Genomic DNA, 14,918 nt, shown 5'->3' with positions numbered 1-14,918 from the left:
AAATAGCTGAGGGGGAGTTCCAATTGAAGATTATCAATCCAGTGCTTAAAGGATTCAATCCCGATCCAAGTATTTGCAGGGTAGGAGAGGACTATTATATCGCTGTATCTACATTTGAGTGGTTTCCAGGAGTCCAGATACACCATTCAAAGGATTTAGTAAATTGGCACTTAGTTGCACATCCATTACAGAGAGTTTCACAATTAGACATGAAAGGAAACCCTAATTCAGGCGGGGTTTGGGCGCCATGTTTAAGTTATAGCGACGGAAAGTTTTGGCTGGTCTATACGGATGTTAAGGTAGTAGACGGGGCGTGGAAAGATTGTCACAATTATTTAGTGACTTGTGAGACGATTCATGGCGACTGGGGGGAGCCGATTACATTAAATAGCTCGGGGTTTGATGCCTCTTTATTCCATGATACAGATGGAAAAAAATATTTATTAAATATGTTATGGGATAACCGTGTTGATCGGCACTCATTCGGAGGAATTGTCATACAGGAATATTCTGATAAGGAGCAAAAATTAATTGGTAAACCGAAAGTTATATTTAAAGGAACGGATAGAAAGCTGACTGAAGCTCCGCACCTTTATCATATCGGGAACTATTATTATTTATTAACCGCAGAAGGAGGAACACGGTTCGAACACGCTGCTACAATTGCCCGTTCTGCAAATATTGAGGGTCCATATGAAGTTCATCCCGATAATCCAATCTTAACGTCATGGCATGATCCAGAAAATCCGCTGCAAAAATGCGGGCATGCATCCATTGTTCAAACACATACAGGTGAGTGGTATTTAGCTCATTTAACGGGACGTCCTATTCATCCGGACGATGATTCAATTTTTCAGCAGAGAGGATATTGTCCTTTGGGGAGAGAAACAGCTATTCAAAAACTTTATTGGAAAGATGAATGGCCTTATGTAGCAGGCGGAAAAGAAGGGAGCTTGGATGTAGAAGCGCCTTCTATACCCGAAACAGCGTTTGAAGCAACGTACCCGGAAGTTGATGAATTCGAGGGCTCAAAATTAAATATTAACTTTCAAACTTTAAGGATTCCGTTTACAAATGAATTAGGTTCATTGACTCAAGTGCCAAATCATTTACGATTATACGGCCATGAATCATTAACCTCGACATTTACTCAGGCATTTGTAGCCAGACGTTGGCAAAGTCTCCATTTTGAAGCGGAAACCGCTGTTGCATTTTATCCGGAAAATTTTCAACAAGCCGCTGGATTGGTGAACTATTATAATACAGAGAACTGGACGGCTCTTCAAATCACACATGATGAAGAACTTGGCCGTATTCTTGAATTAACAATATGTGATAACTTTTCTTTTTCACAGCCATTAAAAAATAAAATTGTTATTCCTCGGGAGGTTAAGTATGTATATTTAAAAGTAAATATTGAAAGAGAAAACTATACTTATTTCTATTCTTTTCACAAAGAAGATTGGCGAAAAATTGACATTTCATTAGAAACGAAAAAATTATCAGATGATTACATCCGTGGAGGAGGATTCTTCACAGGAGCCTTTGTAGGGATGCAATGCCAAGATACCAGCGGTAATCATATTCCGGCCGACTTTAGATATTTTCGTTATAAAGAAAAATAATGTGCATATGAAAAAGGAGACTTCTATTTTAGAACTCCTTTTTCATAGTAGAAGACGCCCTATACTCCTATTCAGCATTAAAGATGAGCGTAAAACATAAAGATTTGTGCATTTTTAATTATAAATTACATTGTAGCCATCTCCAGAAAATGGTCAATGACAATGGAGGACATCCCTAACGCTGGTGCGTTTTTTCCTAAGAAAGATGGTAATAATTCATAGCTGCTGCCTAATTGTGAATAAACCCTGGCTGACACTTCACTTTTAATTGAATTTAAAACCATAGGATGCGATTCAATTATGCTGTTTCTTAAAATAATGGCTTGTGGATTGAATGTATTTAGAATATTGGTAAGGCCTATTCCTAAATAGAATCCAAAATTCTGTAACGCATTTAAAGTTCCAATATCATTCAGATGGGCGAGTTCTATGATATCTTGAGTGGATACTTTTTTCTCTTTCGTCTGAAGAGATGTTAATAAAGCCTTCTCTGAAGCATACAATTCCCAGCAGCCTCGGTTTCCGCAACTGCATTTAGGGCCATTAAAGTCTATTGTCATATGTCCCATTTCTCCAGAGAATCCGCTTACCCCTCTATATAAATGATTGTTGATAATAATACCGATCCCTATCCCTGTATTGATACTTGCATAAATAATGTTATCGTGATTTTTTGCAGCACCGAATACTTTTTCTCCATATGCGCCGGCATTTGCCTCATTTTCAATAAAAACAGGCACATTGAACTTCTCTTGTATGAAAGGTTTTAAGTCAATATTTCTCCAGTTGGAGTTCGGAGTGAAAACAATTTTTTGATTTTCATCAATTAGCCCAGGCACGCATATCCCTATACCAATAAGACCGTACGGAGATTCTGGTATATGCGTAATAAAGTGATGAATCATGTCAATTAAAATGTCTTTCGTTATTTCTGGAGAATTGCATTCCAAATGGTGGTGTTGATCAAGCACAATTGACCCTTCAAGGTCTGTTAAAATGCCATTAATATAATCCACACCTACATCTATTCCCACAGAGTATCCCGCCTTTTTATTAAAAACAAGCATGACAGGTCTTCTTCCGCCACTTGATTGTCCCTGACCTATTTCAAATACAAGATTTTCTTTCATTAATGTGTTTACCTGTGATGAAACAGTTGATTTATTTAATCCAGTCTTTTCAGATAATTTTGCTCTTGAAATGGGTGAGTTCTTAAGTATTTCTTTTAATAATAACTTTTGATTTACTTTTTTGACAAAGGTTTGATCTGCGATATCCACTTCATCCACTCCATTTGTATAACCTTTAAATTAAGTTGAAATTTTTGTGTGTTCAATTTGACACATACTACATAGCGAATCTTACCTTTATTATATCGAATGTGTTCATAAAAAACTAAAAAAAATATTGAAAATACTGATGGGGTTATATAAGATGAAAATAAGTTAGTTTGTTCGGGCAACAAACTAATATGCAACTTACTTATAAATGTGCCTGAATTTGAATTATCATGTTTTGAATTTATTTTTAAGGGGGACATAACATGGCTCACTCTCATTCTAGTTCAGTTAACTTTTTTGGAAGCGTAAACAAAGTGGTTTACGAAGGGAAAAATTCCACTAATCCTTTAGCATTTAAATATTATAATTCTCAAGAAGTAATCGGCGGAAAAACAATGAAAGAGCATCTGCGATTTTCTATTGCTTATTGGCATACATTTACCGCTGATGGCACAGACGTTTTTGGAGCAGCTACGATGCAAAGACCTTGGGATCAGTATAAAGGCATGGATTTAGCGAAAGCGAGAGTAGAAGCAGCATTTGAGATGTTTGAAAAACTGGATGCACCATTTTTTGCTTTTCATGACCGGGATATTGCACCAGAAGGTAGTACGCTAAAAGAGACAAACCAAAATTTAGATATTATCGTGAGCCTGATGAAAGATTACATGAGAACTAGCAATGTTAAGCTATTATGGAATACTGCAAACATGTTTACGAATCCCCGTTTCGTCCATGGTGCCGCGACTTCTTGCAATGCAGATGTGTTTGCGTATGCTGCAGCACAAGTGAAAAAAGGATTAGAAACAGCAAAAGAGCTTGGCGCCGAGAATTATGTATTTTGGGGCGGCCGTGAAGGGTACGAAACATTGTTAAATACCGATTTGAAATTTGAACTTGATAATTTGGCCAGATTCATGCATATGGCAGTGGATTATGCGAAAGAAATCGGGTATACAGGACAGTTTTTGATAGAACCAAAACCAAAAGAGCCGACCACGCATCAATATGATACAGATGCCGCAACAACCATTGCCTTTTTGAAGCAATATGGCTTAGATCATCATTTTAAATTAAATCTCGAAGCCAATCATGCCACATTAGCCGGGCATACATTCGAACATGAATTACGCATGGCAAGAGTACATGGACTTCTTGGCTCTGTTGACGCGAACCAGGGTGATCCTCTTTTAGGCTGGGACACCGATGAATTTCCGACAGATTTATATTCTGCGACATTAGCAATGTACGAAATCCTGCAAAATGGCGGCCTTGGAAGCGGCGGATTAAACTTTGACGCGAAGGTCAGAAGATCTTCTTTTGAGCCTGATGATCTAATATATTCCCATATTGCAGGGATGGATGCATTTGCAAGAGGATTGAAAGTCGCCCACAAATTGGTCGAAGATCGTGTGTTTGAAGATGTGATTAAACATCGTTATCGCAGCTTTACTGAAGGGATTGGTCTCGAAATTGCAGAAGGAAGAGCCAATTTCAAGATGCTTGAGCAATATGCGCTCAACAATAAATCAATGAAAAACGAGTCTGGAAGACAGGAGCGATTAAAAGCGATATTGAACCAATACATTTTAGAAGTATAACAGGATAAGCTCCAGATCCTGCAATAGATACCAAGTCAACGATCTACCCGTCATGATGCCTTTACTTTTGCTTATTGTTATGACGGGTAATTTCTACAATTGGATTTATTTAGAGTGAATGGTTTTTTAAAGGTTAAGGAGTGAAAAAATGAAGTATGTCATTGGAATAGATATTGGAACAAGTGCTGTTAAAACCATTTTAGTCAATCAAAACGGCAAGGTTTGTGCAGAAACGTCCAAAAGTTATCCGCTCATTCAAGAGAAGGCGGGATATAGTGAGCAAAATCCTGAAGACTGGGTGCAGCAAACAATTAATGCATTGGCTGAATTGGTTTCTAAATCCAATGTTCAAGCCAAGGATATTGACGGGATAAGCTATTCGGGACAAATGCATGGATTAGTACTGCTTGACAAAGATCGGCAGGTGTTACGCCATGCAATCCTTTGGAATGATACCAGAACGACGCTTCAATGTATCAGGATGACCGAGACATTTGGCGATCATCTGCTTGACATCACAAAAAACCGTGTTCTAGAAGGGTTTACATTACCTAAAATGTTATGGGTGAAGGAACATGAACCTGAACTTTTTAAAAAAATTGCTGTTTTTTTGCTTCCGAAAGACTATGTGAGATTCCGTATGACTGGTGTCATTCACACCGAATACTCCGATGCAGCAGGCACTTTACTTTTACATATGACCCGCAAGGAGTGGAGCGATGAGATTTGCAATCAATTTGGTATTTCTGCAGATATTTGTCCTCCGCTGATTGAATCTCATGATTGTGTAGGATCGCTGCTTCCGAACGTTGCGGCGAAGACCGGGTTGTTAGAAAAAACAAAAGTGTACGCCGGGGGAGCAGATAATGCTTGCGGTGCTATTGGGGCCGGTATTCTTTCTTCTGGAAAAACATTATGCAGTATTGGGACGTCCGGGGTCATACTTTCCTACGAAGAAGGCAAAGAAAGAGACTTTAAAGGGAAAGTGCACTTTTTTAATCATGGAAAAGAGGATTCTTTTTATACGATGGGAGTCACGCTCGCTGCAGGATACAGCTTAGACTGGTTTAAAAGAACGTTTGCACCAAACGAATCGTTTGAGCAATTATTGCAGGGGATAGAATCTATTCCGATAGGATCAAATGGACTGCTATTCACTCCTTATTTGGTTGGTGAAAGAACGCCGCATGCTGATTCTTCTATTCGGGGAAGCTTGATCGGAATGGATGGAGCCCACAAAAGAGAGCACTTTTTGAGGGCGATAATGGAAGGGATCACATTCTCTTTACATGAATCAATTGAGTTATTCCGCGAAGTAGGGAAATCAGTTCATACTGTTGTTTCTATTGGCGGGGGAGCTAAAAATGAAACGTGGCTGCAAATACAAGCTGATATTTTCAATGCGAGGGTGATCAAGTTAGAAAATGAACAAGGTCCAGCCTTGGGGGCTGCGATGCTAGCTGCCTTTGGAAGTGGGTGGTTTGAATCCCTTGAAGAATGTGCAGAGAAGTTCATTCGTGAGGCTGCTGCATTTTATCCAAATGAACAAAATGTTCAAAAATACAAAACACTATTCGATTTGTATAAAAAAATTTACACTCACACAAAGGATCTAAATACAGCTTTAAAGAGCTTTCGAAAAAACTAATGATAAATGACGTAAGAACAATTAACGGCTAATCATCATCAAAGCCCTTTGATGACTCACTACAGATGCATCATTGGGTTTATATATCTGGTAACCAAATTAAAAGCGGCATCAAAAAATCAGTTGCTCCATTCTATTTCCCATCAAAAACATAAAGCTATTACATGATAAACGAAACTTTTTAGTAGGTTAGCAGGAACAATAATATAACTGCCTTGTGAAAGGTGGTGAGTAAACAAAACATTACGGTACCTAAATACAATCTAATCAAACTGGAGGCATACCAAATGAAACAAAAAAGAATGAGGTTTTTGTTAGCAGTTTTATTTAGTCTAGCGCTGACATTACCTGCATGGTCCGCACAGGCGGCAACTACAATCACCTCAAATCAAACCGGCTCCCACGATGGCTATGACTATGAACTGTGGAAGGATCACGGGAACACCAGTATGACGCTCAATAGCGGCGGCGCGTTTAGTGCCCAGTGGAATAACATCGGGAATGCGTTATTTCGAAAAGGCAAGAAATTCGACTCTACCAAGACTCACTCACAACTTGGAAACATATCAATTCATTATAACGCAACCTTCAATCCAGGCGGAAATTCCTATCTGTGTGTGTATGGATGGACGAAGGACCCGCTCGTTGAATATTATATCGTCGATAATTGGGGCACCTATAGACCGACCGGAACGCCGAAGGGTAGTTTTACTGTTGATGGAGGCACATATGACATTTATGAAACGATTCGAATTAACCAGCCTTCTATTATAGGTATCGCAACCTTTAAACAGTATTGGAGTGTCCGCCAGACAAAACGAACGAGCGGAACTGTATCTGTCAGCGAACACTTCAAGAAGTGGGAAAGCTTAGGAATGCCAATGGGTAAGATGTATGAAACCGCGCTTACGGTAGAGGGATATCAAAGTAATGGCAGTGCTAATGTAACGACTAATGTACTGACTATTGGAGGGAAAAGAAATTAATCCTTTTAAGTTTTGATTCGTGTTTCAGTCCGAATTCTTGATTTACGATAAAACCGAAAGTATGTTTCATACAAAAATATCCCCTCACCTTAACGTGAAGGGTGCTTTTTTATTATCTAAATAGCTGTTTTTACGTTAGTCAACAAGATTCATGTTTAAAAAGCAGGATTAACTCTAACTATTAGGAATATACATATCCTCTGGCATTACTTACACAGCAGAAAATTTAACAGGCATAGTTGTCATGATCTCTGTCTGTTTTAGCTTGGTAAGCAGAATGGAAACTAGACAAGCCAGAGCTTTTTTTTCTAATTCAATTTGCAAACGCTTCTGTTCCTCCAGTTGACGCTGCAGCATAAGAGGTTTTATTTTCATTTGTATTAGAAGTTTCACTCAATTCTTTAAAAGTTGCATTCTGCTTTGTTGTTGCTTATTCAACCGCAGGGTTTTTCTATTTCACACAGCCATTAAATCCTCTATTAGTCACATATCCATTTCTGCTCCAGATTGAACGTTTTTCTGATTTTGCCTCTTGCTCATCTAGTCTGAATTGGTCTATGTATTTGGTGTTTGGCTCATATACATATGCTACTCTGGCCAACCCTTCTTTCAATAATGTCTCTTGAACAGATTTGCCGTCAACATAAACGTAAGCTAACAGTCTTCCATACTTATCTCTTCGATCGCCTTTATCGAACTCCAGCTGCAGCTCACCGCTGTTGACCAATTCTTTATTTCGTTTTGACGCATCTTCACCGTACGGCTGAACACAAGAATTCGGTTTCTTCGTCTCAGGTGTATCAACGAGCAAGTAGCGAACTGTGTCTTTCTTTCCATTGTAAATAACCTTAATCGTATCTCCATCCACTGCTCTATCTAATGTAACATCCGCTAATTTCTTATGTTTTTTTGAATATGATGTGCCAGCCTTTTGTTCTTGCTGTTTATCATCATTAGATGAAGTACCTTGAGAGACCTGTTCTTTTTCATTCGTTTTTGAATGGCTTTTTTCTGCGTGATTTGATCCACAGGCTGCCAAATTCATGCTTAAAACCAATGTGATAATACTCATTAAAACTTTCTTCATTTTGATTCCCTCTTTAGCATGTAAGTTCTTGTATGCTCTTCTTTTAATCGGTTAACTTCATCATTATAACGATATGGACATTTTTTGTGAATGGATATACCCATAACTTCATGGGAGCTTCATACAATGAATTTACAAACGGTAAAATATGAACTTGCCAATAAAATAACCAAAACATATCCTCGAAAAGATAAAAACAAATAATTCTGAAAATTTTATCGACTTAAAACGCTTTTGGAATTATGATAATATCAGAAATGACAATAAAGTGACAAAAACATCACTACAACATAACAATTAAGGGTTTGTGTTTTTTCTTTTGGCGAAAAATGAAAGCGATTACAAATGCAGAGCCGGAAATCTAAGATAGACATGATTTTCAAACGATCTTACTTTTAGTTAAAATTCTATATCCTTGTTTCAATAGCCATACCGAAAGGAAATTATTAAGTATTCTTAATAAAGGCAGGGGAAATGGATATGAATGATCATCAAAATCGCAGATTGAAATTAATTATGATTTCAGCAACATTTGGAGGGCTTCTCTTTGGATATGACACCGGAGTTATAAATGGAGCATTGCCTTTTATGGCGAGAGCAGATCAGCTTCATTTAACACCGGTTACAGAAGGGCTTGTGACAAGTATTCTTTTATTAGGTGCCGCGTTTGGAGCGTTGTTATGCGGCAGATTAGCTGATCGCTATGGCCGCCGGAAAATGATCCTTCATCTTTCTTTTTTATTCTTCCTGGCATCTCTCGGAACAGCATTAGCCCCTAATGTTTCAATCATGGCAGTCTTTCGTTTTTTGCTCGGGCTGGCGGTTGGGGGAGCTTCAGCGATGGTTCCGGCCTTTTTGGCAGAAATGGCACCGCATGAGAAGAGAGGACGTATGGTAACCCAAAATGAGCTAATGATTGTCGGCGGGCAATTTTTAGCATATGTTTTTAATGCGATCCTTGGTGTAACAATGGCAAATACCGGACATGTTTGGAGATACATGCTTGCCCTTTGTGCCGTTCCGGCTTTAATGTTATTTGCCAGTATGCTCAAGGTGCCAGAAAGCCCGAGATGGCTAACTTCCAAAGGGAAAAAAAGTGAGGCGCTGCGTGTTCTTAAAGAAATTCGAGAAGATAAGCGTGCAGAAGCTGAATTTAGAGAAATTCAAGCAGCGGTAGAAAAAGATACAGAACTAAAGAAGGCATCACTCAAGGACTTTTCTACACCATGGCTGCGCCGTCTTTTACTGATTGGAATCGGTGTTGCCATAGTGAATCAAATTACAGGTGTTAACTCGATTATGTATTATGGCACTCAAATCCTTAAAGAATCTGGTTTTGGTACAAAAGCGGCTTTAATCGCTAATATTGGGAATGGGCTGATATCAGTCATAGCAGTTTATTTGGGATTTGGCTGGTCGGAAAAGTGAGCCGGCGCCCAATATTATTGATTGGTTTGGCGGGAACGACTACAGCACTTTTATTCATTGCAATTTTCTCAATAGTGCTTGATGGATCTGCAGCACTCCCTTATGTTGTACTTTCTTTGACCGTTTTATTTCTTGCCTTTATGCAAGGGTGCGTAGGCCCTGTGACTTGGCTGGTCATTGCGGAAATATTCCCTCAAAGATTAAGAGGGCTTGGTTCTGGAATAAGTGTTTTTTTTCTGTGGATATTAAACTTTATGATCGGTTTTGCTTTTCCGATTTTGCTTAGCTCTGCAGGTTTGTCTTTTACATTCTTTATATTCGTCGCTTTGGGTGTATTGGCAATCGGTTTTGTATACAAATTCATGCCGGAAACAAAGGGGCGTACACTTGAAGAACTAGAAGAGCATTTTCGTTCCCGACACGTTAAAGATACCCCTGAAAAGTCAGTTATTGAGGTGTAATTATTTATAATAAAATCATTGAACTGAAAGAGTACTCCCACTACGCAAGTAGCAAAGCAAATTATACAACCAATCGTTTTGTAAAAGACAGTCAGATTATTTTGGCTGTCTTTCTTGTGTTGTATAAATAAAAAATAAATGGAGTCGGCCGGTCTAAAAACTTTGCCTGACTTCTGTGACAGTAGCTTTCAGAGAAGTTAAACGTAGTGCTTGAATGGGCGGAGAACAGCAAAACTTTTCAATAATCATTTTTGATAGGGAAGTGATAAAATAATGAGACTGATTAAATTAGAAGAACTAATTAAAATTTGTAAAGTAAGTGAGTTATAAGAAAGAAGAGCGGTATCAAACGGCAGTCGATTCTTGTTACGCTAACCTAACAGTTGAGTATGATTTTAGAGAGGGGTTTATATGAAAGGGGAGTTAGTTTTCAAATACCGAATGAATATGGAAATGTCCTATGGAGAATACTGCAACCGTTTGAAATCACTCATTATATGTGGAAAATGAGGGGAGAAACTTATTTTGTAACAGATGGGAGCTAAATGATCAGGAATTCTTCAAAGACAACTCAGTTGTTGAAGGGGCAGTCTTTGCGAATCACTTAAAAACCAATCAGTACTATACCATTTTCGTTGAATTGCAAGCATATCCATTTGGACAAGCGGTTGATCTAGTCCAGACATACGAAGAGTTTGAGTTTGTTGACAGTGATTACGAACTTGTCCTATTGTTGGCAGATAGCAGCTATGTTTCGATATACTGTAAAGACAGAAATGTCATTGAAAAGCTTTTCATTAATGCTCTAAAGAACGATTCTGAAGAGGTTCAACTTATAACTGATGACAATGACACAAGAACAGGCCTTACCGTATAATAATTCTATAATTAAAGGGAGTAATACATATGACAATGCAAATTAAAATCAAATATCTAGATGAAACACAAACAAGAATCAGCAAAATTGAGCAAGGAGATTGGATTGATCTTCGGGCTGCCGAAGATGTAACAATGAAAAAAGATGAATTTAAACTTGTCCCATTAGGTGTAGCAATGGAGTTGCCTGAGGGTTACGAAGCACATGTCGTTCCCCGTTCAAGTACATATAAGAATTTTGGCGTTATTCAAACAAACTCAATGGGGGTAATTGATGAGTCATACAAGGGAGACAACGATTTTTGGTTCTTTCCTGCTTACGCATTACGTGATACAGAAATTAAAAAGGGAGACCGTATCTGTCAATTTAGGATTATGAAAAAAATGCCGGCACTTGAATTAATTGAAGTTGAGCGTTTAGGGAATGAAGATAGAGGCGGGCACGGTTCTACGGGAACGAAGTAAATAATAAAACCTTGGCTGCTTCATGTTGTGTAATTGACCTTATGGAGGTTACAGCCAAGGTACATATTACCTTATGGATAGATCAAAAAATTACTCAATGTTTATTGAGGTATTACTTTTAAAGCGATAAGTTACTCTTTTATAAAACATGCTTAAAATGAAAAAGAGCCAATACCCTATCACAGTTCCTAAGGTGTTAAGAAATAAATCATCTACGTCAAAACTTCTGTAAACAGATCTTATATACACTGAAATCGAAAGCTGTGCTAGTTCAATAAACAAAGATATGAAAAATCCAGTTAGCAAAATTCTTTTTACGTTATTTAATTTCTTAAATAAAAGAGGAAACAACAAGCCAACTGGCAGTAATAATATTAGGTTTCCTCCAATTGATCTAATTACATAATATTGCAGTCCTTCATGATAAACATCTACAAAAAAGTAAAACGGGATAAAGTTATTTCCTGATACGAATGGGATATAAGAGTCGTATTTCATATCCTTAATTAAATCAGCATCTATTGGCATAGGGAATAATGTAACACTAATCAAGTTGAAAAAGTAAACCAATAAACAAAAGATAACGATATGTTTATGTATGGACAGCCGGCTTTTTTTGTAAAGGACTCGTCTTATGAGTCTATAAAATATAAAGCAAAAATAAAGAACCATTAAGTATGGCAAGAGAAAAGCTGAGTCGAGCATAAATACACCACAATTTCCTTTTTAACTCATTTTAACATAAATAGGGAAAAGGGAAGATTCAGATTTCAATAAAAGAATACTTTTATCTAATGACATGTTTTTATAAATAAAAAAGCCCCGGTATGTCACCGGGGGAATAAATAGATGTTTAAGTGATTTAGTGATGTTTTTTATATGATTCGACAAAATCATAGTAATGATCATCGTCATCATAATACTTTTTTTCATAATGATAATCGTGATCATCATCATACTTTTTATCATGATCATGTTTTTTATCATGGTCATAATACTTTTTGTAATACGTTTTTTTCCAAGTGTAATACTCTTCTTTATACTTTTTATAATAACCCAATTAAAGCCCTCCTTTTATTCTAATCGAAATTAATATATGAAGTTTCAATGATATGGTATAGTCAAATGAAATAATAAAATAATAATTGTAAAAAGAGGCTGTTTAAAATACTTTCTGAAAACAAAAATAAAAAAGCCCCGGTATGTCACCGGGGGAATAAATAGATGTTTAAGTGATTTAGTGATGTTTTTTATATGATTTGACAAAATCATAGTAATGATCATCGTCATCATAAAACTTTTTTTCATAATGATAATCGTGATCATCATAATACTTTTTATCATGATCATGTTTTTTATCATGGTCATAATACTTTTTGTCGCAATCATAATGTTTTTTATCATGATCATAATACTTTTTGTAATACGTTTTTTTCCAAGTGTAATATTCTTCTTTATACTTTTTGTAATAACCCAATTAAAGCCCTCCTTTTATTCTAATCGAAATTAATATATGAAGTTTCAATGATATGGTATAGTCAAATGAAATAATAATTGTAAAAAGAGGCTGTTTAAAAACTTTCTGAAAACAAAATGGATAAATTACTTATTAAAATAAGAGCAGGAGAATGGATTCAATTACAATAAATTAGATGAAAGTGTATGGAGAAGAAGAGGGACTTTCAGAAAATGCTGAAGAATATTTGCTTGGTTAAAAGTCAGGAGCTCTATGATATTATTTCTGATGCTGCTTTGGAAGCTCAACAATCAGTAAAACCAGTCAAAACGATTTAAAGAGGGAATGATCTGTTACCAAATACAATAAAAGAAAGTGCAATGATCAAATGAATGAAATTAGAGGGATTTGTTTTAAACAAAGCCCAATTTCACATGGACAAATGACAATTGATATTGAGGTAAATACAATGCATTAAGCCAAGGGGAGCGAATGGAGGAATTAATATGTTTAGACAATATCCAATTTGGTACACACAGACACCTTACTATTTTAATTTTCATATGCCTCAATATCAAATCATCTCTTATAATCCTCAACGATGTTATCAACGGTGTATGTTTCAAACTGGCGGTAACTATGAGCTATGTGACAGACTATGTTATGAGGAAATACAGGTGTAAAAGAGGGGGCTAACTCCTCTTTAAGCACACAATGATTGGAATCACAATCTCATTTTATCTGCACATGCATAGTTTTTGCGATAAAATTGGTATCGTAAAATCATTTCTTGAAATGCCTAGAAACTGAAAAAGAAAGAAGGATATGAACAGTCATGACCCAATTTGATAAACAATACAATTCAATTATCAAGGATATTTTAAATAATGGAATCTCAGACGAAGAATTTAATGTAAGAACAAAGTGGGACTCTGATGGAACACCGGCTCACACACTAAGCATCATCAGTAAGCAAATGAGATTCGACAACTCAGAAGTTCCTATTTTAACGACAAAAAAAGTTGCCTGGAAAACAGCCATTAAAGAATTGCTCTGGATTTGGCAGCTTAAATCTAACGATGTTACTGAATTAAACAAAATGGGCGTACATATTTGGGATCAGTGGAAACAAGAAGATGGCAGCATCGGACATGCATATGGATTCCAGCTGGGCAAGAAAAACAGAAATCTAAATGGAGAAAAGGTAGATCAGGTTGATTATCTTCTGCATCAATTGAAGAACAACCCATCTTCACGGAGACACATTACAATGCTATGGAATCCTGACGAATTAGACTCAATGACCTTAACGCCATGTGTATACGAGACACAGTGGTATGTTAAGCAAGGAAAACTCCACCTAGAGGTAAGAGCACGGAGCAATGATATGGCATTGGGAAATCCCTTCAATGTATTCCAGTACAATGTTTTGCAGCGCATGATTGCTCAAGTGACTGGTTATGCGCTTGGTGAATATATCTTTAACATTGGTGATTGCCATGTGTACACACGTCATATAGACAATTTGAAAATTCAAATGGAAAGAGAACAGTTTGAAGCACCTGAATTATGGATCAATCCTGAAGTCAAAGATTTTTATGACTTTACTATTGATGATTTCAAGTTAATCAACTATAAACATGGGGACAGGCTTTCATTTGAGGTAGCAGTTTAATGCTGCCTCTTTATTGTTCATTAAAAAGAAAACAAAATGAGAGCGCAATCGAAGCAAAGGGATTGTTAGAAAAGCGTTAGATGGTCTTGCGTACTAGAGAATGACGGATTCTTTGGTCTGAAAAAATTGAATGAACGATGAAAAGGCCGGTTGGATTTATAAGGTGTTAATTGCTGCAAATAATACCATAAGGCTCAAGAATATTGTAATGCAAAGAAAAGCCCATACAATAGCTGTAAAGGGATTGTTGAGTCCCATCCTTTCTTTCCAACTTATATTAGGGGAATGACTGGTTTTGTATTTTGCTAACTGGATACATAAGATCACATT

General features: G+C 36.9%; 11 protein-coding genes and 2 pseudogenes. 8 read left to right on the top strand and 5 right to left on the bottom strand.

Annotation, left to right across the window (positions count from 1 at the left end; translation table 11 throughout):
• Positions 1–23 precede the first annotated feature (23 nt).
• Positions 24–1,625, top strand: coding sequence for a xylan 1,4-beta-xylosidase (gene xynB / locus BSI_RS12320; RefSeq protein WP_032732011.1), 1,602 nt, complete (start codon positions 24–26; stop codon positions 1,623–1,625).
• Between the two features lie 125 nt (positions 1,626–1,750).
• On the opposite strand, the gene xylR is transcribed toward xynB, so the two are convergent.
• Positions 1,751–2,905 carry a transcriptional repressor XylR gene (gene xylR / locus BSI_RS12325; protein WP_032732009.1) on the bottom strand — a complete coding sequence of 385 codons (1,155 nt, stop codon included), beginning with the start codon at positions 2,903–2,905 and terminating at the stop codon, positions 1,751–1,753.
• A 263-nt stretch (positions 2,906–3,168) separates the two neighbouring features.
• Between xylR and xylA the strand changes: the two genes are divergently transcribed.
• The 3 genes from xylA to BSI_RS12340 all read left to right on the top strand — a co-directional run bounded on the left by xylA (position 3,169) and on the right by BSI_RS12340 (position 7,140).
• The gene (gene xylA / locus BSI_RS12330; RefSeq protein ID WP_003238266.1) at positions 3,169–4,506 is read left to right on the top strand and encodes a xylose isomerase; all 1,338 of its coding nucleotides are present in this window, start codon (positions 3,169–3,171) and stop codon (positions 4,504–4,506) included.
• Positions 4,507–4,654: 148 nt separating this feature from the next.
• Positions 4,655–6,154: a xylulokinase gene (xylB, locus tag BSI_RS12335; RefSeq protein ID WP_003238264.1), complete on the top strand. Its 1,500-nt coding sequence runs from the start codon at positions 4,655–4,657 to the stop codon at positions 6,152–6,154.
• 287 nt (positions 6,155–6,441) lie between these two features.
• Positions 6,442–7,140, top strand: a complete 699-nt coding sequence (locus BSI_RS12340; RefSeq protein ID WP_003238262.1) for a glycoside hydrolase family 11 protein — start codon at positions 6,442–6,444, stop codon at positions 7,138–7,140.
• Positions 7,141–7,591: 451 nt separating this feature from the next.
• Here the strand turns inward: BSI_RS12340 and BSI_RS12345 are convergent, their stop codons facing one another.
• On the bottom strand, positions 7,592–8,227 hold the full coding sequence (locus BSI_RS12345) for a thermonuclease family protein (protein ID WP_003238258.1): 636 nt from the start codon (positions 8,225–8,227) through the stop codon (positions 7,592–7,594).
• Positions 8,228–8,701: 474 nt separating this feature from the next.
• On the opposite strand from BSI_RS12345, the pseudogene BSI_RS0121015 reads away from it, so the two are divergent.
• The 3 genes and pseudogenes from BSI_RS0121015 to dutA all read left to right on the top strand — a co-directional run bounded on the left by BSI_RS0121015 (position 8,702) and on the right by dutA (position 11,457).
• Positions 8,702–10,116, top strand: a pseudogene (locus BSI_RS0121015) (sugar porter family MFS transporter).
• Between the two features lie 389 nt (positions 10,117–10,505).
• Positions 10,506–10,993, top strand: a pseudogene (locus BSI_RS0121010) (DUF2691 family protein).
• 29 nt (positions 10,994–11,022) lie between these two features.
• Positions 11,023–11,457: a dUTP diphosphatase DutA gene (gene dutA / locus BSI_RS12350; protein ID WP_003238248.1), complete on the top strand. Its 435-nt coding sequence runs from the start codon at positions 11,023–11,025 to the stop codon at positions 11,455–11,457.
• Positions 11,458–11,547: 90 nt separating this feature from the next.
• On the opposite strand, the gene BSI_RS12355 is transcribed toward dutA, so the two are convergent.
• The 3 genes from BSI_RS12355 to cotU form a co-directional block, all read right to left on the bottom strand.
• Positions 11,548–12,129, bottom strand: coding sequence for a VanZ family protein (locus BSI_RS12355; RefSeq protein ID WP_258173528.1), 582 nt, complete (start codon positions 12,127–12,129; stop codon positions 11,548–11,550).
• Positions 12,130–12,319: 190 nt separating this feature from the next.
• Positions 12,320–12,517 carry a hypothetical protein gene (locus BSI_RS12360; RefSeq protein WP_003238242.1) on the bottom strand — a complete coding sequence of 66 codons (198 nt, stop codon included), beginning with the start codon at positions 12,515–12,517 and terminating at the stop codon, positions 12,320–12,322.
• A 177-nt stretch (positions 12,518–12,694) separates the two neighbouring features.
• Positions 12,695–12,934, bottom strand: coding sequence for a spore coat protein CotU (gene cotU, locus BSI_RS12365; RefSeq protein WP_003238238.1), 240 nt, complete (start codon positions 12,932–12,934; stop codon positions 12,695–12,697).
• An 814-nt stretch (positions 12,935–13,748) separates the two neighbouring features.
• Here cotU and BSI_RS12370 point away from each other — a divergent pair.
• On the top strand, positions 13,749–14,588 hold the full coding sequence (locus tag BSI_RS12370) for a thymidylate synthase (RefSeq protein WP_003238235.1): 840 nt from the start codon (positions 13,749–13,751) through the stop codon (positions 14,586–14,588).
• Positions 14,589–14,918 lie beyond the last annotated feature (330 nt).

The organism is Bacillus inaquosorum KCTC 13429, from assembly GCF_000332645.1.
Classification (GTDB): domain Bacteria; phylum Bacillota; class Bacilli; order Bacillales; family Bacillaceae; genus Bacillus; species Bacillus inaquosorum.
This window is presented reverse-complemented; position numbering and strand designations above follow the sequence as displayed.